Origin of the sequence: Sphingobium sp. CFD-1 (assembly GCF_024611115.1) — a bacterium.
Lineage (GTDB): Bacteria > Pseudomonadota > Alphaproteobacteria > Sphingomonadales > Sphingomonadaceae > Sphingobium > Sphingobium baderi_A.
The window spans coordinates 878,823-899,943 of record NZ_CP084398.1; the positions used below are offsets into that span (position 1 = coordinate 878,823).

A 21,121-nucleotide genomic window follows, 5' to 3' on the forward strand; every position below is an offset into this window, starting at 1 on the left:
CGAGGCCGTCCCCGCAGAGGCGGAGTGACGCCGATGACCCCATTGGCTATGAAAGCGATCCGCGCGGCGGCAGCGCAACAGCATTCTATCGATGACGCTGATGCGATGCTCTCGCGCCTGCGGGAGCCTCACTGCTTTGATCTGTCGGCGGTGATGGAGTTCGCTGAAATCGTGATGAAAAAGACGCCCGTCGATGTCTTGCAAACTACCCTCTTCCCCCCTGCGCCGCAAACGTGGCTAGAAGTGCGTGGAACCCACAGCCGATCAGCGTACTTCATCGATCAGCAGCAGGACGGAAGTTTGGACGTCTTTCGGTTCTTCGATGACACGGCTTTCTTCGTTGCAAACTATGCCCAGCGGGAGACGCGCAATAATTTAATTGGTGAGCATGAATACGTAGATGATGAGGAGGTTGTCCTCACATGGCTTGCCATCTCTGTCTTTCTGGCCATCATCAATACGCCTAAGCTGGTCGATCGGCGCTCCAGACATCCGCATAAGGCGCTTGCGCGCGAGCTTCGACAATCCTCGAACAGTCGCATTCAGTTGCGCCCCTGGACAGAGATCAGGCTGGATCTCAATCCACAGGAAGCGACCGGAGAAGGCGCGGCACGAATTAGCGGCCGAAAGTGCCTGCATTTCTGTCGTTCGCATATTCGCATACAGAATGGAAAGCTGACCATTGTCCGACCGCATTGGCGAGGCGACAGCGCGCTAGGGGTATCACAATCTCGCTACGTGGTGACAGCGTGAAGCGCCGTCTCTCACATCGCTATGAAGCCGCTATTCACGCTGCGGTAGAAGCGCGCGGTCGCCATAATATGTCCGATGTCGCCGGGCGGCACACCAATCTGAAAAAGCATGGGCGCGAGCTTGTCGGCCTGTGCCCGTTCCATAGCGAGCGCTCGCCCAGCTTTCAGGTGAACGATGCGAAGGGCACATATCATTGCTTCGGCTGCGGGCGGAGCGGGGACGCCATCACATTCCTGATCGAGAAAGAGGGGATGCGCTTCACCGAAGCCACCGAATATCTGTTGGGCGACAGTCTGCCTGTCATTTCCGATGAAGAGCGCGTCCGCCGAAAGGAAGCTGACGCGAGGGAGGCGGCGGAGCGGATCGCGTTGGCGCGCTCGATCTGGGCGGCGTCCGTCCCGGCAGCAGGAACACCAGCAGAGGTCTACGCCCGGTCGCGCGGGATCACGATGGACCTGCCGCCTTCCGTCCGGTTCGTCATGACGCCTCGGTATCGGAATACCGATACCGGCGAGGTTGGCCGGGATTATCCCGCCATGGCCTGCGCGCTGGTCGATGTCGACGGCAAGCTGGTCGGCGTCCAGTGCATATTCCTCGCTGATGGCGGACGTCGCAAGTATGAACGCACCCGCCAGGACGGATCAAAGGCTAAAGCCAAGCTGACGTTCGGCATCCTGACGGGCGCCGCGTTCAGGATTGGACCTAGATCCGATAGTATAATGGTGTGCGAGGGGCCGGAAGATGCATTGACCCTGCGGCAGGAAACAGGGCGAACGGTATGGGCGGCTTGTGGCACGGCTAATCTCTCGCAGGTCGTTTATCCGCCTTGGGTAAAGGCGGTCTGCATTGCCGGTGATAATGGAGATGCTGGACACTCTGCCGTCAAGAAATCCATCGAATGGGTCGAGGTCGGGGGCCGGAGCGCGACAACCGCATTCCCGCTGGAAGCCTTCAAGGATTTCAACGATCAGCTTCGGGGGATACGGAAGTGAGTTTCCCCATCCGCGAAAGAACGCCTGCGGACCTGATCCTTAGCAATGTCGTCGCTGAAGGCTGCACTATTGGTTTGTTGCTTTGGGACAATAGCACCGCCGATCTGATTGCCGACAAGATAGATGACCGCGATTTCGCGGAGTCAGTCTATGGCCGCGCCTATTCCCTGATACTGCGCGAGATCGGGGCCGGCCGGCGCATCAATGCCACGCTGCTGGCTCCAATGATGCAGGATGACGATGCCTTCCGGGAAATGGGCGGCCTCAATCTGCTGAACAGCCTCCAGCAGGCTGCGATGATCGACACTACCGGCGCGCCATTGGGCTATGCCGCTCAGATACGGCATCTCGCGATACAGCGGCGCGTAACAACGGCGTTGCGGGCTGTCATAGAAAAGGCTTCGGTCATGGGGGCGGACCTTCCCGCCATTGTGTCTGAAGCCGACGCCCTGCTGACCGGCGCGGTCGACAATACCGACCCCACATTCTTCATCGGCGCAGAAGATTGTTTCGATGAGGTGATCGCAGGGTTCAATCGGGAGCAGCATGGTATCAGGTCTGGGGTGATCGGCACTCTCGACACGCTGCTAGGTCGATTGCAACCGGGTTGGCTTGTGATCGTAGGCGCGCGCCCCGGCATGGGGAAGACGGCTCTTGCGTTGAGCTATATGCGCGGTGCAGCCATGCAGGGACACGGCGTTCTATTCGCCAGCCTCGAAATGGCTTGGGAAACGCTCAGCCTCCGCTTCGTCGCGGACGCCTGCTATGACGATCATCGCATCCCGTTTGCCGCCTTCACGAACTACCGGCTGAACCGGGACCAGCAGATGGCGATTGTTCGCGCCAAGCGTGAACTGGGGTCGATGCCGTTCAAGGTGGTCGACAAGAATTGCCATACGCTGGGCCAGCTTCGCCGGGCGATCCGGCGACGAAAGCGCGAACTGCGCGCGGCGGGCCAATCTCTGGAATTGGTCATCGTGGACTATCTCCAACTACTGCAACCCGATGGGAAGCCGAAATCGGAATATGAAGCGGTATCGGAGGTCAGCCGCGAACTGAAGATCATGGCGGGCGACGAGGGTGTGACGATCATTGCGCTGTCACAGCTTAGCCGTCGCGTTGAGCAGCGGCAGGACAAGCGTCCCAATCTCGATGACCTGCGCGCCAGCGGCCAGATCGAGCAGGACGCGGATATAGTCCTCTTTCTGCTCAGTCAGGAATATTACCTCGTCAACGGCGAGCCTGAGCCAGGGACGGCGGAGCATCTGGATTGGGAGGCAAAGCTGGAAAGGAACCGGCACGTTCTCGAACTGATCTGCGCGAAGCATCGCCATTCTTCCATAGGCTCGGCCTTCGCGCACTATGATCGCAGCCATCAGGCTGTGCGCTCCCCTCGTTCAAACGGAGAACGATGATGTCTGGATGGTATCTCATGCATCGGGGCTGGATGGATCATCCCTTGTTTCGGGGCGAGGTATTCAGTCGGCGCGATGCCTTTCAATGGATGGTAGCAGCCGCCTGTTGGAGGCCGATGCCGTTCAACGTCAAGGGCAAGGTCATTGACCTTCAGCGGGGCCAGTTCTGCGCTTCAAGGGAGCAATTGGCGAAGGAATTTCAGTGGTCGCCATCCGCCGTCGAGCGGTTTTTGACCCGTCTGGAAACCGAACAGATGATCGGACGGGAAACCGGACAGGGAAAGTCCATCATAACCATTTGTAATTACGACAAATATCAAGACGTAGAGACGGAGGCCGGACAGAAATCCGAACAGTCAGATGGACAGAAATCGGACAGAAATCGGACAGCAAAAGAAACAAGGGAAAGAAATAAAGAAGAAAGAGAGGGCGCAAAAGCGCCTCGCGCAGATGACCATTATGCTTTCGCTGGGCAGGTCATTCGGCTCAACCGCGAGCACTATCAGGAATGGAAGGCGCGCTACCACGCCATCCCCGACTTCGACGCCGAACTCGCCTCGCTGGACGCATGGTATCAGGCGCAGGCGGACGACAAGCGAAGGAACTGGTTCTTCTCGGTCCAAGGGTCGCTGAACCGAAAGCATCAAGAGACGCTGAAGGCCGGGACAGGTCAGAAAACCCGAAGCCAAGAACTTCAGAACGTCTTCGACATGGCTGATGCGGCGGAGCGGAGGCGCTTGCGGTGGGAACAGAGCCAGCGAGAACAGGCCGAACGGGAGAATTTGGGATGACGAAGTATTGCGAAAGCTGCCGGTTCTGGATGCGGCTATCCGATGAGGATGGCACCTTCACGGATGCGAACTTCGATGAGGTGGATGAGGACACGGGGCAGTGCCGCTTCAATCCTCCGACAGCGGTTTACGATCCCATGGCTGTCGACGGCAAAACCTGTTCGTCAGATGGGGCCATGACCGCCCTTTGGCCTGTGACTTGGGACCGTCACTGGTGCGGGCAGCACCAGCCGCGCCTGTCGGTTGCGGAAGGCAGCGCGGCATGACTGAAATTCTTCCTGCCGAACGCGGACTGGAAGCCATGATCGCCCGCTTCAAGCAAGCACTCCCCGGCTGGTGGTATTCGCTGGGCGAATGCGAGAAGTCCTGCGATGCATCCTGCGGGCCGACGCGGGACAGCGATGACCTTGCCCTGATCCCACATGACGAGCGGTTCAATTCCGGGTTTCATTGCGATCTGCCGCAGCCGTCGACGCTGGCGGAAGCGCTGGACGTCGTGCGCGAGGAAGCTCTTTCCGCCCGATTTATCGCACAGCGGCGCGCCTCGATAGCCAACGGCGCGCGCAGGGTGTCACCCAAGAAAAGGTTCAAGCTGTGACCCGCCGCGCCCGCCCGACCCCCGCCGACATCACCGCGTCCCTGACGGCGGTGAAGCTGCTCATCAAGGGCATGAACGGGGCGATGCCCACCTTGCAGGCGGAGATGCGCCGGGACGCCTGCGAGCGGATTGACGACGTGATTACGGATTTGGGGAGCTTGTTGCGGTGAAGCTGAATATCGAGATGAAGAAGCGCGACCGTGATGTCATCGACGTTCGTCCCGTGAAGGAGGAACCGACGCCAGAGCAGCGCCAACATGCCTGCTATGTCAAACAGCCCATCGTGGATACGACGGATAGCGGGCGTTCGATCACCATCGGCAAGGCCTTCCGTCGGGTGGCCAAGTTCGAGAAGATCAAGGGGCTGGGCGACGAGCAGTTGAAGGCGCTGCGGTTCTATCGCGCCACCTTCGACCAGTCGGAGGCGAGCGAGGTCAAGTCGGCTCTGGACATTCGGCCTTTCGGTGGCGGCGGCATGGCGGCGCAGGAGGTGTGGAGCGAGCGCCAGGCATCCGCCCGGATGCGGCTGGCTGGGCTGGAGCGCGGCATAGGCGCGGTTGGGCATACGTTGAGGGAAGTGGCGCTGCACGATGTCACGTTCAGCGATCTGGCGATCAAGCGCTACGGTAGCCGGGAGGTGTCGAAGATCATCACGGGGAAGGGAAGGCAGAAGCCCCGGATCGTGAATGAGATCATGCCGAAGTCGGGCAAGCATCGGGAGGCGATCCGGGCGGAGTTCTTCCTTGCGGTCAATCGGCTGGTGGGTAATGTGCGACCGTATCTGACGGCGGGGGAATGAATGGCTTTCATCGCATTGGGCGTTGGCCTAATTCTTGATGCTGGCCCGCCTGGTCCAAAATGAACTTGCGTGATGCTTCTACAAGGATATATCGCGGGCTTGTTCGACGGGAGTTTGAGTCAGCATGCTGCGATATGAACCACTGCGCGGCTCACATGCCGTCCAGGAGGCAGTCTTTTTCATCCAGTTTGCTCCTGAAATTCCGAAGTCCGCTTTCGCGCAGATCAGCGCGCAATGCTCTGAAATCGAATTCTTTCTCCCGCTCAAGTCGGACATCCGCGTGATGCAGTTCACGCAAAATGAGGACGGATCTAGCTCGTTTAGCTCTGACATCGGCGGGTTGGAATTTAGTCGAAAAGACGGCGATAGCCCGCCGACTTGGCTGATGCGCTTCGGTGCCGAAGGTGTCTCCGTGCATTGCATGGATTACACCCGCTACGATGATGTGTGGGAAAGAGCGCGGGGCCTACTGTTGAAGGCGTTAGAGACAGTTCCGTCTGGCCATGCCATCGGCGCCGTCGGCATGCGCTATATTGATCGGTTTCGATATGTTTCGGAATTCGGGGAATATGACCTCAAAGTTTTGTTCAAAGAACCGAATCGCTATCTGAGCCCTCGATGCTTCGAGGCAGGTCCGCGCTGGCATTGCCACAACGGATGGTTCGCGCCGGTTCAAGGTATGGATGCTGACTTGGGCTTCGATGCCGAGAGTTTGAACCAGCTGAACTTGGCGAGTGCGGAGGAAATCACTCCAGCTGGGTCCAGCATGTTTGTAACGATCGACCATAACCTGATTGTCCGTCCGCTTCAGTTGGGCGACTTCAGCGTGAGCGAGCAACATCACGCTTGGCTCGACCAACTAATGTTGGCTCTACACAAAGATAATAAGCGTACTATGTATCAGCTATTGACGGGTGCGGTTTGCAAGCGCTTAAACTTGGTTGCTGACGGGAGAGGGTAACAGCAGTGCCAATGGCAACGACCTTGAGCCACACGTTCGCGGCGCCGCGCCCCGCGACCTCCATCCCTGAGGTCGCGCTGGTAGTCATGCCGCAGCGTGCGTTCCCCGGCGCGGTGGCGGCGTCGCTAGTTCTCCTGGTAGCAAACACGACTACTGAGGCCGAGGCGGCGAAGCCCGCGTCATTCGACATTTGTTCGATTGCTACCCACGCCCAATTCCCTGAATCCGCGAGCAGCAAAGCTGGAGCGCTTGAACTCGGCGTTGGTGACGAACTTATTTCCAAAGTGCGGGAAATCGGCATGATGGAGGATGGCTGGCACCGGGCCGACAGCATCGGGGCGACCCCGTCCGCCGTCAATGATGCGGAGAGGTTCCTTCGATCCATCGACTGGCGCCGCGCGGAAAAGCCCACAATTTCATTGTCGGAGGATGGTGAGATTAACTTCCTCTGGCAGAACGATACCCTCTATCTCGATCTCGGCTTTGTGGGAGACGGTACTTACTCCTTCTATGGCAAGTCCGGGGATGGGAAGGTTTTCCTTGGCGATGACCAGCAGGTCGGCGAGTCGCTTCCTGCCGGGCTCGCGTCACTCATGAGCGCCGCAGCTGCCTGACGGATCAAGTGGATGTCAGATAGTGTATCGCCAGTCGGCGACGGAGAGACCCTCCTGCGTACCGATTTCAGCCCCATGCACATTCAAGATGGACAGCTGTTGCCTGCAGCGATCCGCTCTGATGATCTAGCGCAGCGCGGCTTTAGCGTCGATCGCGAGCACTTGGTTGGTCCGGACACGTTAGAAGCGCGCGCATCTGTCCAGATGGCAAGGGATACCGAGCAGCGGAAAGAGGCATGGATCTCGCCGTTCTCATGCGGTCTGGTCCGCGCCGATATTTTTCCCATGGACGGAAGTTCCGCATTCCGCGTCGAGCACGAACCAGTGGAAAGTAATGAGGCTCATGCTGCTATCTATTCCGCCCAGCCCCGATCCAAGAGTGAAATCAAGGTTCTTAAGACGCTTCTATTGCCTCACCTAAATGCTGGACTGAAGACGCTGGCATCTTACACGGCGGAATGTGCGGCCGCCGCTTCCCTAGCCTCGGAATGACTTGTGCCTATCGAACCTGAGCGGCCTCGCTCATGGCTTTCATCGTCATGAAGATATTCGGCTGGATTCATGGCACAATGTTATGAACCCTCTTGCGCGGGGGCAGTGATTAGTGCATATCAATCACCGTCGCTTCGTGCGACTTTCGAAGGCCCAGCGGCAACGCGAGGGCCTTTTTCATTGGTTTCTGTTCCCGCTCTGGCTGGTTGCCCCCATGTGCACATGGTTCCAGCTATCGGGCTTGCCCAAGGCCAGCAGCCAGGCCATTGCCACGGCGGATGGATCCAGCTGCCACGTAGATCATTGGGGCCGGTAACGATCGAGACAATGAGCTGGTCTACGGGGATCCCCGTAGACGTCGATAGGTGACGCGGCCGCCTCCTTTTGCGAGGAAGGAAAACTGTTAAGGGCACCCTTACCAGTTTCGCCGTGTTGAAAACTGTGGAGGGCACCCTCCCTAGTTTCTTCTGCTGGGCGTCCGGCCCGCGTCACAGCATTCAGTTCCCCCCTTCACAGGTGGAAGCCGCTGGGGTCGGTGCCCTTCCCGGAAATGGCTCCAGCGGCAGCAACTGTTGTTTCAATATGGGAACGCCCCACCCGTGACGCGAGTTGGCCGCCCTGCATGCTGTGCGTAGGATGGCGGCATGTTGAGCAAGATCGGAAACCTTCGGACATCTGACGGGCGTGTCGCGCTGGTGGTGGCGCTTGAGAACGGCATCAGCAGATCTGCTTTCGCTGATCGCCTGAAGAGAGGCTGGAGCGTGGACAGGGCGGCGACACAGGATCGGTGGGCGCACCAACCAAGACGTTAGCCGCAGCACTGGGGGCGGACCGTTGCCCAGGTGCTGAAGGTTCAATGAGCCTTCGTGGGAAGGCTGTCCGGGTCGGCATGATCGAACAGCACACCGTATCGGTCTGCCCCGATCCAGACCACCGTAGCAGATACTTCGAAATCCTTGGTCATTAACGAAATATGCGAGCCTACCGGAGGGACATGTTTCCCAGCCAGTAAGGCGCCGAAGCTGGAAATGTTCTTGATCCTGGCAGGGACGCCGAAACCATCATGGAACACGGCGGCTTCCACATCCACCTCATCGCGAGGGGCGAAACGCTGATCCCAATTTTTCCTCGCTAGCGTGATGTTTTCTCTCCTGTTTCGTCTTCCGCTGAGCCTGACCCATCACCTGCAAAGATTAACAAAATGTTGCCAAGCGCGGTTTACGACCGGCAACGGGAGGCGGATATGGCACAGGCTCATGCATTGGCGCTTGAGGCTCGTTGAGGCAGATGCTCAGCCGTCCGCCTTCTCTCAAAGCTAACCCGCCTTATTCACCAAAAGTGTCCTGAAGGGTTGGCGGGAGTGGCGTAAGCCTCTGATCTGAATTAGGAACTGGGTGTCTAAGCCGAACCTGCCGCAGGGCAGAAAATGCCACGGGCCACACCCGCCATGAACGATGATATCGCAAGCTCATTTGGATTCCCAGCAGTCGGCCGCAAGAAAATCACAGCTGCGTTCGACGGTGGCCGGCTTACCTCGGATGGCGGTGTTCTACTGCTTGCACAGGCCGAGCGCGCGATGGGGATTTGCCAGCGCCTGGCGGCTTGTATTGCCGATCCGCGCGATCCAGCGCGGGTGATCCATCGCCTGGATGACATTCTGCGTGCCCGTGTGTTCGCGATTGCGTGCGGCTATGAGGATGCCGATGATCTCGATGCTCTGCGCGACGATCCAGGCTTCCGCCTGGCGCTCGGCAAGCTGCCGGAATCGGGCGCGGGGCTGGCCAGCCAACCGACGATGAGCCGGTGGGAAAATGCACCGACTACGCGCGAACTGGCCAGCATGATGGCCGCGATGATCGACATCTACTGCGCCAGCTATCCCGCCCCTCCGACAGCGGTCACGCTGGATATCGACGACACGTGCGACGTCGTGCATGGCTATCAACAGCTCTCGTTCTGGAACGGGCATCATGGGGAGCGCTGCTTCCTACCGATCCATATCTACGACACCGCGACCGGCAGGCCGGTGGCCATGCTGCTGCGCACAGGCAAGACGCCTTCTGGAAAGGAGGCGGCGGGGCACATCCGACGCCTGGTGCGTCACCTGCGCCGTAATTGGCCCGATACCCACATCACTATCCGCGGCGACGGGCACTATGGTCGACCCGAGGTCATGGCCTACTGCGATGCGGCCCGCGTCGATTACGTGTTCGGCCTGCCCACCAATTCAGCGCTGCGCGCCGATCCCGCCATTGTTGCGGTCGCCGATGCCTGCGCGGTCAAGCGCGCCCAGCGTCAGTGTCCCGTCCTGCGCAACTATGCCGAGACCCGCTATGGGGCAAAGACCTGGAAGTGCCAGCGTCGCGTCGTTGCACGGATCGAGGCCAGCACGCTGGGCATGGACATCCGCTATGTCGTCACCTCGTTGGCAACAGGATCGGCCGAGCACATCTACGACACGCTCTACTGCGCGCGTGGTCAGGCCGAGAACCTGATCAAGCGCCACAAGTCCCAGCTCGCCAGCGACCGAACCTCGTGCCGCTCGGCCAATGCCAATCAGATGCGCCTGATACTGCACACTGCCGCATACTGGCTGCTATGGCGCATCCAGCAGGCGATGCCCAGGACCGCTGCTCTGGCAAGCGCGGAGTTTACCACCTTGCGCCTGCGGCTGCTCAAGGTCGCTGCGCGCGTCGTAGAAAGTGCTAGCCGCATCCGCATTGCCTTCGCTTCCGCCTGTCCGGATGCCGACCTGTTCCGCGCCCTCGTTCTCCGGCTGAAGCCTGCGCCGACGTAGCCCATGCGGCAGCGCCGCAGAACTCCGAGCCCAGCCCTTCAACCCGAAAAGCCCATCAATCCGAATGCGGTGAAACAAACGCCAGCGATGCCGGTCGTCCGCGCAATACAGCCAGCCGCAGCAAATGCCCAGAGCGGGCCCGAAACCGAGCGTCGTGAATAAGAGAGGCTAAGCCACGGCGCAAAGGATGGGCGACCACGCGCAAGAGCAGGCATGAGCGCGGCTATGGTCGTGAGCATGAACTGATGCGGAAGCAGGTGCTTGCGGAGGAACCGCTGTGCCGCATGTGTCTGGCGAAGGGTCGGGTGACTGCATCGGGCATCGCTGACCATATCGTGCCGCTGAGCGAAGGCGGCACGGGCGACCGGAGCAACTATCAGGCGCTCGGCTATCCGCGATCACGTTACCCCAACGGGTGCGATTGCCACGACATCAAGACAGCGGAAGAGGCGGCGAGAGCCAAGGGGGCAAAGACGCCACGTCCGCGCCGTACTATTGGCCCGGATGGATGGCCCGAGTGACGGGGGGTGGTCGAGAGTTTACCCCCTTCCGGCGTAGGACCGCGCTTGGACCACAGAAGCATCGCAAATACAGGAATTTCTCCAATGGCGCGTAAGCAGCGTGTAGACAGCGCTACCGCCGCCGTGTCCGTGATGGTCGGGGCGGCCAAGGCGGAATTGCTTCCCCCCGGCCATAGCCCCTTGCCCGACGCGGCAATGCCGTTCTGGCGGGCGATTGTGCGCGGGCGCGCGCGGGAAGAATGGGAAGCCACGCCCGCGCTGCTGGCGACGGCGGCGAACCTCGCCTGGACGCAATGGCAGATCGTGAAAATCCGCGAGGCGGTGGAAGGCGATCCCGTTCCTGACGCCAAGGCTGTGCAGCGCATGTCCGACATGCAGCGGCTGGAAATGGCCTACCTGCGGACGCTGCAACAGCATGGCCGTGGGGCGCAGGGCGAGGCGCGGGACGTCAAGAACCGGCGCGAACAGACAGCGGGCGTCACGAAGGATAACCCGCTGGACGATGACCTGATTGCGAGGCCAACCGTCCAATGACGCGCAGGGCGAGGCGCGGAGCCAAAGTGGTCCTGCGCGCGCATGTCCGAAATGCGATCAAGTGCGGGCCGGTCCCCGCTATCCGCGACTGGCGTTCGCTGCCGGTCGCGAGCCTGAGCCGCGCTGAGCGGAATATGAAGTTCGTGGAGTCCTACTGCCGCGTTCCAGAGGGCGACATGGTGGGCCAGCCGATCCGGCTGGCGGACTTCCAGGAAGCCTTTTTCTATTCGGTGTATGACAATCCGGTCCACACCCGGAAAGCCTATCTCTCAATCGCGCGGAAGAACTCGAAGACAGCCACAATCGCGACGATCCTGCTTGTTCATCTGGTTGGGCCGGAAGCGCGATTGAACAGTCGCATCAGTTCGGGCGCTCGTTCGCGCAAGCAGGCTGCGGAAGTCTACAACTATGCTTCGAAGATGGTCTTTCTGTCGCCGAAGCTGGCTAGGATCGTTCGCCCGGTTCCATCGAGCAAAACCCTTATCGGCCTGCCGATGAATGTGGAATACGCCGCGATGTCGGCGGAGGGCGCAACCGCGCATGGCGGTTCGCCCATCGTCGCCATTCTGGATGAGGTTGGACAGGTCAAGGGGCCACAGGATGATTTCATCGACGCCATCGTCACTTCGCAGGGCGCTTATTCCGACCCGCTGCTGATCGCCATTTCGACACAGGCGCCAACGGACGCCGATCTTTTTTCGCGATGGCTGGACGATGCGGAGAGAGCCGGGACACCTTCGACCGTGAGCCATGTTTATTCCGCGCCCAAGGATTGCGCTCTTGACGATCAGGACGCATGGGCGGCGGCCAACCCGGCCTTGGGCCTGTTTCGTTCGAAGGAGGACGTGGCAGAGCAAGCCGCTTCCGCCTCGCGGATGCCGACAGATGAAGCGCGATTTCGCGTTCTCACGCTCAATCAGCGCGTCAACATGGTCGCGGCGTTCGTGTCGCCGGGCGTCTGGAAAGAGGGCAACCTGACGCCGGATGATGAAGTGTTTCTGGCTGGCCCGGTCTATGGCGGACTGGACCTGTCGGCCACTACGGACCTTACCGCGCTGGTGTTGACGGCTCGTGACAGGGAGGGCGCGCTGCATGTCCGTCCCTATTTCTGGATGCCGCAGGACAGCGTGATCGATGCGGCGAAGCGGGACCGAGCGCCCTATGACGTTTGGGTGCGGCAGGGGTTGTTGCGGACGACGCCGGGTCGCGTGATCGACTACGCATTCGTGGCGCGGGACATCGGAGTGCTGACGGCGGATTTGCCTGTCGCGAAGATCGGTTTCGACCGATGGCGCATGGACCGGATGCAAATCGCTCTCGACGGGGCTGGCGTGGCGTTGCCGCTGGAATCTTTCGGGCAAGGATATGTGAGCATGTCGCCCGCGCTGGATGCGCTGGAGGCAGACCTGTTGCGGAACAATGTCCGACACGGCGGGCATCCTGTGCTGGCGATGTGTGCGGCGAATGCGGTGGCGATCCCCGATCCCGCTGGCAATCGGAAACTGGACAAGAGCAAGGCGACGGGCCGTATCGACGGCATGGTGGCACTGGCAATGGCTGAAGGGGTTGAGGCGATGTATCAGGAGGCCGTGCCCTATTCGCCTTGGGATGACCCCGCGTTCTCGCTGGTGTCGGCATGAGGATCGCATTTGAGTTTGCGCGCGGCGCTGAAACGCGCAGCGCGGCCATCGAAAATCCGACAGTGCCGGTGAGCGCGGAGAACTTCCTGTCGTTCTTCGGCATCCAGTCGGGCAACCTGACTGCTGTGACGATCGATAGCGCGCTTACGGTTCCGGCTGTGTCGGCAGCGGTGACGTTCCTGTCGTCCAGCCTCGCCAATCTGCCGCTGCACGCCTATCGGGCCGCAAAAAACAGTGGGGAGCGCGTTGGGGGCTCGTTGCAGCGTATCCTCAACGAAGCCCCGAATGATGAATGGTCGTCCTTCGGCTGGCGCAAATATTTCTGGACGCAGGTTTTCACTGGCGGACGCGGCGTTTCGTGGATCGAAAGGGCGGGCAATACCGTTCTCGGCATCTGGCCCATGGACCCGGCCTCCACCGTAATTTCGATGGTCAACGGTCGCCGCATCTACACTTTCAGCGGCGCGAAGCAGTATCCGGCGTCGGACGTGATCGACGTGCCATTCCTGCTGAAGCGCGACCAGCTTTCATCCTATAGCCCGATTGTCATGGGAGCGAAGGCGATCCAGCTTGCCATCGCCATGAACGACTATGGTAGCAATTTCTTTGCTGGTGGCGGGGTGCCGCCGCTCTCTCTGTCAGGGCCGTTGCCGCAAGGCAAGGAGGCCATGGGGCGGGCGATGGCGGACATCAACCGCGCCATCGATGCGGCGAAGCAGTCGGAGAAGCCCATTTTCCCGATGCCGCCCGGCCATGAATTGAAACAGGTCGGCTTCGATCCCGCCAAGGGCCAGATGGTCGAGGCGCGGCTGTTCCAGATTCAGGAGATCGCCCGCGTCTACAACATTCCTCCGGTCTTCCTGCAAGACCTGAGCCGTGGGACGTTCGCCAATGTCGAGCAGCAGGACTTGCACCTTATCAAGCACCTGATCGCGCAATGGGCGAAGGCATTTGAGGATGAGTTGAACCTCAAGCTGTTCGGGGCGGCAAACAACCGTCGCTATGTCGAACATTCGCTGGACGGCCTGATGCGCGGTGACTTCCTTGGCCGAATGCAGGCGCTGGCGATGGGCGTGCAGAACGGACTTCTGATGCCGGACGAAGGTCGCGCGCTGGATAATCGCCCGGCTGATCCGACGGGCAACGGGGCGCGGCTCTACATGCAGGGCGCGATGGCCCCGCTGGGCACGAACACATATGGCAAGGATGCCGCGAACGGAGGGCCGAATGACGGTCAAGACTGAAACCCGGCTGCTGACAGGCTGTCCCGAACTGCGCGCTACCGACACGGGACGGACCCTGGTCGGCTATGCCGCTGTGTTCAACTCGCCGACGGATATTGGGGATGCATGGACAGAGGTATTCCTGCCCGGCGCCTTCCACCGGTCATTCAACGATTCGATTTGCGCGCTGATCGCGCACGACCGCTCGCGGGTTCTGGGGCGGGTCGGCGCGGGCACTCTGCGGCTGTCGGAAGACAGCCACGGCCTGCGCTATGAGATCGACCTTCCCGATACGACGGATGGTCGCGACCTTGCCGTTTCGGTGGAGCGCGGCGACATTACCGGCATGTCGTTCGGTTTCACCGCTACCCGGCAAATGTGGGACGACACGGCGAACCCTCCGAAGCGCACGATTTCAGAGGCCGCCCTGCTTGAAGTGACCGTAACTGCCTTCCCGGCCTATCCAGATACAAGCGTCGGCCTGCGCTCGCTTGATGAGGCTCGTCAGGAACGTCGGGATCATCCAGCCAAGCGCCGCATCGATGCGCGCCGCGCTACCATGGAACAGAAGTTCCGCGGCATCTGAGATTCCCCGGTGACCGCCGGAGGCCATGAGGGGCTGAAAACCTCGTCATCACATAAGGAGTGAATAATTATGTCCCTTGCAGCTTTGCAGGAAACGCGCGGTCGCCTTGTCACCGAGGCTCGCGCCGCCCTTGAGGAAATCAAGAGCAACACCGACGAGAGCCGCGCCGCCGAACTGGAGCAGCGCCATGACACGATTATGGCGGAGTTCGATCAGGTCGAGGCGAATATCGCGCGGGAAGAACGCACCGCTGCCGCTGAGGCCCGCGCCGCCGAAAACCGTGAACGCCAGCGCCCGCATCAGCCGAACACCGAAGTGCGTGGAGCCGATGATGGCGAGACGGTCGAATATCGCATGGCCTTCGCCAAGGCGCTGTGCGGCCCGCTGGAAGACCTGACGCCGGAAGAGCGCGCCGTCCTGCAACAGGGGCGGGCGGAGTTTCGCGCGCAGACCGCTGGAACGACCACGGCGGGCGGTTTCACCGTCCCGACCGAACTGGCCAATCAAATCATTGTTTCCATGCTCGCTTATGGGCCGATGTATGATCCCGGCGTTACGACCGAAATGGTGACGTCCAGCGGCAATCCGATCAAAATCCCGACCGTGGATGACACGGCGGTGACGGCGGGGAAGCACACCGAGGCAACCGCACTCACCGACGACGGCGGCAAGGATGTTACCTTCGGGCAGAAGTCGCTCGACGCCTATGCCTATGACACCGAGTTCGTGCGCTGGTCGTGGGAACTGGATCAGGACAGCATCTTCAACATGGAAGCGTTGCTTGGTCAGTTGCTGGGCGAACGCCTTGGCCGCATCGCCAACCAGGAACTGACGATCGGTGATGGCACGGGCGATCCGAACGGCATCGTTACCGCATCTTCGGCGGGCGTCACCACGGCGTCGGGGACGGCGATTGTGGCAGATGAGTTGATCGACCTTATCCACTCGGTCGACCCGGCCTATCGCACCGGCCCCAAGGTCGGGTTCATGTTCAACGACAATACGCTCAAGCTGATCCGCAAACTCAAGGACGGCGAAGGCAACTATCTCTGGCAGATGGGCAATGTTCAGCAGGGCGTCCCCGGCACACTGCTGGGCTATCGCTACCACATCAATCAGTCGGTTGCGTCCGTGCCCGCTGTCGCCGCAGCTACCAAGGTCGCGCTATTCGGCGATTTCAGCAAATATTTCGTCCGCAAGGTCGGATCGCCGATCATCGGCGTGCTGCGCGAACGTTTCTGGCCCGATATGGGCATTGCGGGCCTGATCCGCTTCGATGGCGAATTGGGCGACACCGCCGCCATCAAGCACATGATTACCAAGGCATCGTGATACCGGAGGGCGGGGCTAACGGTCCCGCCCTTTTCTTGAACGGCGTGCACGCCTTTCCAGAAAAGGAGACTCCCATGAAAATCAGGATGCTGACCAGCCTGTCGGGACCGGCATATTGCCTGTCGAACGGCGATGAGCGCGATTTTCCGCAGGATGAGGCTGTGAGCTTGATCGAGGCGGGCTACGCCGTCCCGGTCGCAGCGGAAAAGCGCGAGACCGCCACCAAAAAGACCCCGGCCAAAGAGACGCGCTGATGTGGTATCCGTCCGTCGTTACAGTCGCGCCAGACGATGAGCCTATCACGCTCGACGAAGCGAAAGCGCAGACGCGGGTGGACGGAGCGGACGATGACGCGAGTTTGACGGCGTATATCGCGGGCGCACGCGCTCATGCTGAAGCATATTGCGGCACACCCTTTGTGAGCCGCACGATTTCAGTGAAGTGCGATGGTTTCGGTGACTTCGCGCAGTTTCCGGTCGTGCCGGTCTCTGCTGTTTCGGCCATCGGTTATGTCGATGCGGAAGGTGAGACTCAGATCCTTGACGCCAGCGTCTACGAACTTCGCGCGGATGGCCTGACCGCAGCCATTGCGCTCGCCTATGGCGCAACGTGGCCCGCCATCCAGTCGGGTTCGCGCATCACTGTGACGGCGAATGTCGGATACGCCGCTGTTCCCGATGACATTAAGCTGGCGATCCTGCTTCTCGTCGGCCACTGGCACAAATACCGGGAGGCCGGCGCGCGCGAAACGGGCAATGGCGAGGCGCAGGAAATCCCGCACGGCGTCAACGCCTTGCTCTGCAATCATCGGGTGTATTCATGCTGAGCGCGGGCGATCTGGACCGCCGCATCATCATCGAGGCGCGGGCCGTCACGGGCACCGACCCGACCTATGGAACGCCGGTCTACGGCTGGGCGACACATGCCGAAGTCTGGGCGCAGGTTCGGGACGTGCTGCCGTCCCGCGCTGAAAGCCTTGACGACAGCGTAAGCATTTCCCGCCGTCCGGCGCGCATTCGCATTCGGTATCGGGGCGACATCACCAGCGACATGCGGATCAAGTATGGCGACCGCGCGATGCGGATTGTTTCCGGGCCTGCGGAACTCGGTCGGCGCGAGGCGCTGGAGATTATGGTCGAAGAGCTTTCGACAGAGGGGCAAGAGCCATGAGCAGGGATAAGCCCCTTCCCGGCCTGAAGGAACTGGACGGATTTCTCGCGGCGCTGCCGATGAATATGCAGAAGGCGGCCTATAGGCAGGCGCTAACTGCCGCTGCGAAGCCGGTTCGCGACGAGGCGCGCAATCTCGCGCCGAAGGAAAGTGGCAAGATGGCGAAGGCGATCAAGACCGGATCGCCGCGTCAGAACCCAGACGGCACGTTCTCGATTTCGATCCGGCTGGAGGGTGAACATTCCTTCCTTGGCTTGTTCCACGAATATGGCGTCCGACCGCACTACATCGCGGCGGGCGATAGCGACCTTTCCGCGCGAAAGCTGACGCAAGCGGTTCGTCGGGAAGGCAGTTCCGACGTAGAAACGGGGGCGCTCAAGATCGGCGACAATTTCATATCGGGTCAGATTCTGCATCCCGGCCACGCCGCGCATCCCTTCATGCGCCCGGCGCTGGACGCAAAGGCAGATGAAGCCGTGCAGGCGTTCGCCGCGAAGATCAGGAGCTATCTGGAAGGCAAGACGGGCTTTGCCGCGCCTCTGGATGAGGCCGCCTGATGGACGGCGTGGCGGCTGTCAGGTCCGTGCTGGCGGAGGATGGCGATCTGCTGGCGCTGGTCCCCGCCACGCGCATCTTCGCTGGGCCGGCTCCGCTGGGCACGGTGCTGCCGTTCGTCATGCTGGAAAGCATCTCCATCGTTGACCGGAATATCCCGTCCCCCGGCGCACAGCGGTTCGTGACGGAGCGCGTGCAGGTCACATGGGTGGCGCAGAATTATCCGCAGCAGAAGCAGTTGCAGCGCGCCGTGCGCCACGCCGCCGCCGACAAGATCAACCCGGCAGTCGCGGGCATTTCCGGCGTCACGATCCACACCGATAGCGCGGGGCCGGATTTCTTCGATCAGGACTATTCCGGCTGGCGGGGTTCGCAGGATCTGCGCGTAAAATACAGTGAGGAACGCTGACATGATCGACACTATTGCAAAGCGCCGCATGACGTTGAACGGCAAGACCTATCAGAAAGGCGACAAGGTGCAGATGCCCTTGCAGCAGTTCAACGACCTTGAGCCGACCGGCATGGTCGAACGTGCGCCTGTCGAGAAGGCCGAACCCAAGCCCGCGAAAGCTGGCTGACACCCCATTGCCGATCCCGGCGATAAAGCAGGGCTGCTTTTGCGGCCCTTTTCTCATGGAGAAATGAAATGACGGTCCACACTTCTGCCGGGACGACGCTCGGCTTTTCTGCGGCGGCGCCCGCGACATACGATGCAGCGGGTTATGCAGCCCTGACCTTCACCACCGCTGGCGAGGTCAGCGACCTGGGCGACATCCCCAGCCGCGTCTATGAGCTGGTGAACTGGAACGCGATTGCTGAACGCGGCACCCGCAAATCGAAGGGCGGCTATAATTTGGGTAGCCAGACGATCACGGTCGGCATCGACCCTGATGACGCAGGCCAAACGCTGATCGACACATTGACCAATTCGGATGACCCGGCCTCGGTCAAGATTGGCCATCCGCAGCTTGGGACGATCTACGCCCGCGCGCTGGTGATGGGCGGCCCCAAGAATTATGGCGACGTGAATACCATCGCGACCCGTCAGGTGACGCTCGAATATACCAGCGCCAACAGCACGACCGATGGCGTGGTTTTCGTCGCCCCTGCATAATCTCCCTGAGCATAGACCACTGCGTCCGGCTCCGCCGTCAGGGCGGCGGGCCGGGCAACCTTCCCTGAAAGGCAAGAATGATGTTCGATATTACGAAGCGGCGCGTTGCCGACACGGCAAAGATTGATCTCACCGATGGCGACGGCGCGCCCCTGCTGGACGATGATGGCAACCGCCTGTCGGTCACGCTTTGCGGCCCCGGCTCGAAGACGTGGCAGCAGGCCGACGCTGAACGCAGCCGCAGGCAGGCCAGTCGTGCGGAGAAGAACCCGCGCAAGATCGCCAGCACGATCATCGACCATCGCCGCGACGACGAGATTGATTTCCTCGTCGCGATCACGGTCAGTTTCAACGGCTGGGTCTATCCCGGCGATTTCCCCTCGCAGCGCGACATGTTCCGGGCGACCTATGCGGATGACGGCATCGGCTATATCCGCGACCAGTTGAGTGCGGCGGGAAACGACTGGTCGGCCTTCTCGACGAGCGCATCGAAGCCCTTGCCCTCTACGCCCGTCAACTCGCTTGGCTGAACACCGCCCCAGAGGTTGAACACAAGGGATCGGGCAAAAAGCCGGAGCCAGTCACGCGGTTGAAGGCCATGGAGGACCGGGGCGAGCATCCCTTGCTCCCCCCGGTTGCCCACCGTCACCTGATCGGCTGGTGGCTGGAAATAGGCCCGACAGCACCCGGCGGGATGGGTGACGCCCCGCTTCCGATCGCGCAGATCAGGAACGATATGGAGGCGCTGGGCGTCGACCTTGCCCCATGGGAGGCGCGGGCCATCCGGCGCATGTCCCGCGAGTTTCTGTCGCAGCAGCACGAAGCGCGGAAACCGCATTGTCTGCCGCCCTATACCGCGTCGGAAGAACAGGCGCAGGTCAAGGACAAAGTGGCGGAGCAGTTCAAGGGCCTGATTTCAGCGTTTAATGCGCGGGTATAGTTGCTTAGTTGCCAACGATTTGCTTTAACGGACGGGCAGCAACGGAGATTGAGCCCTCCGCGCTGCCCTGACCACAAGCTATAGAGGTAGCATCATGGCTGACAGTGCATCTAGCGCCCAATCAGATTATGTGAAAGAAGAATGGCGGCCGGTCGTTGGGCGCGAAGGACTCTATGAGGTTTCGAGCCTTGGCAATATTCGATCGCTTGAGCGCACCGTGCAGAGGCGCGGGCGACAGCGCGCGCATCTTATGCTCTGCCAGGGGAGGCAGTTAAAGCCTTATACTGATCCAAAAGGATATCTCAGGGTCGGGATTGGTAAGAAAGGCTCGCGCTTGCTGCATCAAATTGTCTGTGAGGCTTTTCACGGACGCCGACCGCCGGGTCACGAAGTTGCACATATTGATGGGGATCGATGCAACCCATCCGCAAGCAACCTGCGGTGGGCAACGCATCGGGAGAATATGGCAGATCGGGAGATGCACGGCACCAAGACCGCCGGGGAACGGCATCCTCAAGCGAAATTAAGTGCATCCGAAGTGGCCGACATCCGCGCCTCACCAGAGATGGGGACTGTTCTCGCCTATAAATACGGCGTTTCAAAGGCGTTAATCTCGATGATAAAATCTGGGCGCACACGCAATGTCCCCGGATATCCTTAAGCGATGAGGAAGGGTTGATGCTTCCTTACGCCGCTATCGCCAATCTCACGCCCAGCGCTTTCGTCACCTTCATCAGCGTGTCCAGTGTCGGGTTCCCGTTCTCCGCGAAGGCCTTGTAAAGCGTTTCACGGGAGACGCCCGATTCCTTCGCCATCGCCGTCATGCCGCGAGCGCGGACGACATTGGAGATAGCGTTCTTGATAATCGCCGGATCGCCATCCTCAAAGGCGGCTTCAAGATAGAGGCGAATTTCCTCATCATTGCTGAGGTGTTCCGCCACGTCATAGTTTTTCAGTTCGATTGCCATCACAGTTCCTTCGCCATTTTCTCTGCCAGAGCGATGTCCGCGTCCTGCCCCTTCTTCGTGCCGCCGCAGAGAAGGATGACGATCTCGCCAGCGCGCTCCGTGCAGTAGACCCGATAGCCGGGGCCGAAGTCGATTTTCAGTTCCACCACGCCCGCCTTAAGATTGCGGTGGTCGCCCCGGTTGCCCATGGCAAGACGGTCGATGCGAATACGAATGCGAGCGACTGCCTGACGATCCCTGAGGCCTTCGATCCAGTTGTCATAAACGGCGGTGGTCTTGATCGTCTTCATGCTGATTGTGTATCAAAATACACAGGAGGACGCAAG

The 21,121-nt window shown here is 60.6% G+C and carries 31 protein-coding genes; 28 read left to right on the plus strand and 3 right to left on the minus strand.

Annotated elements, in window-relative coordinates; translation table 11 throughout:
• Positions 1 to 48 precede the first annotated feature (48 nt).
• From LDB26_RS04395 to LDB26_RS04445, 11 genes are all read left to right on the plus strand, one after another.
• Positions 49 to 753, plus strand: a complete 705-nt coding sequence (locus LDB26_RS04395) for a hypothetical protein (RefSeq protein ID WP_257540605.1) — start codon at positions 49 to 51, stop codon at positions 751 to 753.
• A complete protein-coding gene (locus LDB26_RS04400; RefSeq protein WP_257540607.1) occupies positions 750 to 1,745 on the plus strand; it encodes a CHC2 zinc finger domain-containing protein in 996 nt (331 codons plus the stop codon). Before LDB26_RS04395 ends, LDB26_RS04400 begins: the two co-directional genes overlap by 4 nt.
• Positions 1,742 to 3,160 carry a DnaB-like helicase C-terminal domain-containing protein gene (locus LDB26_RS04405; protein ID WP_257540612.1) on the plus strand — a complete coding sequence of 473 codons (1,419 nt, stop codon included), beginning with the start codon at positions 1,742 to 1,744 and terminating at the stop codon, positions 3,158 to 3,160. Before LDB26_RS04400 ends, LDB26_RS04405 begins: the two co-directional genes overlap by 4 nt.
• A gap of 32 nt (positions 3,161 to 3,192) precedes the next feature.
• A complete protein-coding gene (locus tag LDB26_RS04410) occupies positions 3,193 to 3,951 on the plus strand; it encodes a hypothetical protein (RefSeq protein ID WP_257540614.1) in 759 nt (252 codons plus the stop codon).
• Positions 3,948 to 4,217 (plus strand): hypothetical protein, encoded by a 270-nt coding sequence (locus tag LDB26_RS04415; RefSeq protein WP_257540616.1) that lies wholly within the window; start codon positions 3,948 to 3,950, stop codon positions 4,215 to 4,217. Before LDB26_RS04410 ends, LDB26_RS04415 begins: the two co-directional genes overlap by 4 nt.
• A complete protein-coding gene (locus LDB26_RS04420; protein WP_257540618.1) occupies positions 4,214 to 4,549 on the plus strand; it encodes a hypothetical protein in 336 nt (111 codons plus the stop codon). The genes LDB26_RS04415 and LDB26_RS04420 overlap by 4 nt, the downstream gene beginning before the upstream one ends.
• Positions 4,546 to 4,719 carry a hypothetical protein gene (locus tag LDB26_RS04425; protein ID WP_257540620.1) on the plus strand — a complete coding sequence of 58 codons (174 nt, stop codon included), beginning with the start codon at positions 4,546 to 4,548 and terminating at the stop codon, positions 4,717 to 4,719. Before LDB26_RS04420 ends, LDB26_RS04425 begins: the two co-directional genes overlap by 4 nt.
• Positions 4,716 to 5,348, plus strand: coding sequence for a hypothetical protein (locus LDB26_RS04430; RefSeq protein WP_257540623.1), 633 nt, complete (start codon positions 4,716 to 4,718; stop codon positions 5,346 to 5,348). The genes LDB26_RS04425 and LDB26_RS04430 overlap by 4 nt, the downstream gene beginning before the upstream one ends.
• Before the next feature lie 124 nt (positions 5,349 to 5,472).
• Positions 5,473 to 6,309, plus strand: coding sequence for a TIGR04255 family protein (locus tag LDB26_RS04435; RefSeq protein WP_257540625.1), 837 nt, complete (start codon positions 5,473 to 5,475; stop codon positions 6,307 to 6,309).
• Between the two features lie 11 nt (positions 6,310 to 6,320).
• Positions 6,321 to 6,923, plus strand: a complete 603-nt coding sequence (locus LDB26_RS04440) for a hypothetical protein (protein WP_257540627.1) — start codon at positions 6,321 to 6,323, stop codon at positions 6,921 to 6,923.
• A gap of 12 nt (positions 6,924 to 6,935) precedes the next feature.
• The gene (locus LDB26_RS04445) at positions 6,936 to 7,415 is read left to right on the plus strand and encodes a hypothetical protein (RefSeq protein WP_257540629.1); all 480 of its coding nucleotides are present in this window, start codon (positions 6,936 to 6,938) and stop codon (positions 7,413 to 7,415) included.
• Between the two features lie 853 nt (positions 7,416 to 8,268).
• Here LDB26_RS04445 and LDB26_RS04450 read toward each other — a convergent pair.
• Positions 8,269 to 8,556, minus strand: coding sequence for a PilZ domain-containing protein (locus tag LDB26_RS04450; protein WP_257541975.1), 288 nt, complete (start codon positions 8,554 to 8,556; stop codon positions 8,269 to 8,271).
• 306 nt (positions 8,557 to 8,862) lie between these two features.
• Here LDB26_RS04450 and LDB26_RS04455 point away from each other — a divergent pair, with 306 nt between their 5' ends.
• The 17 genes from LDB26_RS04455 to LDB26_RS04535 all read left to right on the plus strand — a co-directional run bounded on the left by LDB26_RS04455 (position 8,863) and on the right by LDB26_RS04535 (position 20,488).
• Complete coding sequence (locus LDB26_RS04455; RefSeq protein WP_013039775.1) at positions 8,863 to 10,212, plus strand: IS1380-like element ISSp1 family transposase; 1,350 nt, start codon at positions 8,863 to 8,865, stop codon at positions 10,210 to 10,212.
• Positions 10,213 to 10,457: 245 nt separating this feature from the next.
• On the plus strand, positions 10,458 to 10,733 hold the full coding sequence (locus tag LDB26_RS04460) for an HNH endonuclease signature motif containing protein (RefSeq protein ID WP_257540631.1): 276 nt from the start codon (positions 10,458 to 10,460) through the stop codon (positions 10,731 to 10,733).
• Positions 10,734 to 10,817: 84 nt separating this feature from the next.
• Positions 10,818 to 11,267 (plus strand): hypothetical protein, encoded by a 450-nt coding sequence (locus LDB26_RS04465; protein ID WP_257540633.1) that lies wholly within the window; start codon positions 10,818 to 10,820, stop codon positions 11,265 to 11,267.
• A 134-nt stretch (positions 11,268 to 11,401) separates the two neighbouring features.
• The gene (locus LDB26_RS04470; protein WP_257540635.1) at positions 11,402 to 12,907 is read left to right on the plus strand and encodes a terminase large subunit; all 1,506 of its coding nucleotides are present in this window, start codon (positions 11,402 to 11,404) and stop codon (positions 12,905 to 12,907) included.
• Positions 12,904 to 14,151, plus strand: a complete 1,248-nt coding sequence (locus LDB26_RS04475; RefSeq protein WP_257540637.1) for a phage portal protein — start codon at positions 12,904 to 12,906, stop codon at positions 14,149 to 14,151. The genes LDB26_RS04470 and LDB26_RS04475 overlap by 4 nt, the downstream gene beginning before the upstream one ends.
• Positions 14,135 to 14,716: an HK97 family phage prohead protease gene (locus LDB26_RS04480; RefSeq protein ID WP_257540640.1), complete on the plus strand. Its 582-nt coding sequence runs from the start codon at positions 14,135 to 14,137 to the stop codon at positions 14,714 to 14,716. The genes LDB26_RS04475 and LDB26_RS04480 overlap by 17 nt, the downstream gene beginning before the upstream one ends.
• Positions 14,717 to 14,785: 69 nt before the next feature.
• Positions 14,786 to 16,048, plus strand: coding sequence for a phage major capsid protein (locus LDB26_RS04485; RefSeq protein WP_257540642.1), 1,263 nt, complete (start codon positions 14,786 to 14,788; stop codon positions 16,046 to 16,048).
• 74 nt (positions 16,049 to 16,122) lie between these two features.
• Positions 16,123 to 16,302, plus strand: coding sequence for a hypothetical protein (locus tag LDB26_RS04490; protein ID WP_257540644.1), 180 nt, complete (start codon positions 16,123 to 16,125; stop codon positions 16,300 to 16,302).
• A complete protein-coding gene (locus LDB26_RS04495) occupies positions 16,302 to 16,874 on the plus strand; it encodes a head-tail connector protein (protein ID WP_257540646.1) in 573 nt (190 codons plus the stop codon). The genes LDB26_RS04490 and LDB26_RS04495 overlap by 1 nt, the downstream gene beginning before the upstream one ends.
• Entirely contained in the window at positions 16,868 to 17,218 is a 351-nt protein-coding gene (locus LDB26_RS04500; RefSeq protein ID WP_257540649.1) for a phage head closure protein, read from the plus strand. Before LDB26_RS04495 ends, LDB26_RS04500 begins: the two co-directional genes overlap by 7 nt.
• Complete coding sequence (locus tag LDB26_RS04505) at positions 17,215 to 17,775, plus strand: HK97-gp10 family putative phage morphogenesis protein (RefSeq protein ID WP_257540650.1); 561 nt, start codon at positions 17,215 to 17,217, stop codon at positions 17,773 to 17,775. The genes LDB26_RS04500 and LDB26_RS04505 overlap by 4 nt, the downstream gene beginning before the upstream one ends.
• Positions 17,775 to 18,182 carry a DUF3168 domain-containing protein gene (locus tag LDB26_RS04510; protein WP_257540653.1) on the plus strand — a complete coding sequence of 136 codons (408 nt, stop codon included), beginning with the start codon at positions 17,775 to 17,777 and terminating at the stop codon, positions 18,180 to 18,182. Before LDB26_RS04505 ends, LDB26_RS04510 begins: the two co-directional genes overlap by 1 nt.
• A gap of 1 nt (position 18,183) precedes the next feature.
• On the plus strand, positions 18,184 to 18,351 hold the full coding sequence (locus LDB26_RS04515) for a hypothetical protein (RefSeq protein WP_257540655.1): 168 nt from the start codon (positions 18,184 to 18,186) through the stop codon (positions 18,349 to 18,351).
• Positions 18,352 to 18,419: 68 nt separating this feature from the next.
• On the plus strand, positions 18,420 to 18,887 hold the full coding sequence (locus tag LDB26_RS04520) for a hypothetical protein (protein WP_257540657.1): 468 nt from the start codon (positions 18,420 to 18,422) through the stop codon (positions 18,885 to 18,887).
• A 77-nt stretch (positions 18,888 to 18,964) separates the two neighbouring features.
• Positions 18,965 to 19,417, plus strand: coding sequence for a hypothetical protein (locus tag LDB26_RS04525; protein ID WP_257540659.1), 453 nt, complete (start codon positions 18,965 to 18,967; stop codon positions 19,415 to 19,417).
• Positions 19,418 to 19,476: 59 nt separating this feature from the next.
• Positions 19,477 to 19,827 carry a hypothetical protein gene (locus tag LDB26_RS04530; protein WP_257540662.1) on the plus strand — a complete coding sequence of 117 codons (351 nt, stop codon included), beginning with the start codon at positions 19,477 to 19,479 and terminating at the stop codon, positions 19,825 to 19,827.
• Between the two features lie 94 nt (positions 19,828 to 19,921).
• On the plus strand, positions 19,922 to 20,488 hold the full coding sequence (locus LDB26_RS04535) for an NUMOD4 motif-containing HNH endonuclease (RefSeq protein ID WP_257540664.1): 567 nt from the start codon (positions 19,922 to 19,924) through the stop codon (positions 20,486 to 20,488).
• Between the two features lie 25 nt (positions 20,489 to 20,513).
• On the opposite strand, the gene LDB26_RS04540 is transcribed toward LDB26_RS04535, so the two are convergent.
• Positions 20,514 to 20,795: an addiction module antidote protein gene (locus LDB26_RS04540; protein ID WP_257540666.1), complete on the minus strand. Its 282-nt coding sequence runs from the start codon at positions 20,793 to 20,795 to the stop codon at positions 20,514 to 20,516.
• Positions 20,795 to 21,085 (minus strand): type II toxin-antitoxin system RelE/ParE family toxin, encoded by a 291-nt coding sequence (locus tag LDB26_RS04545; RefSeq protein WP_257540668.1) that lies wholly within the window; start codon positions 21,083 to 21,085, stop codon positions 20,795 to 20,797. The genes LDB26_RS04540 and LDB26_RS04545 overlap by 1 nt, the downstream gene beginning before the upstream one ends.
• Positions 21,086 to 21,121: the final 36 nt, after the last annotated feature.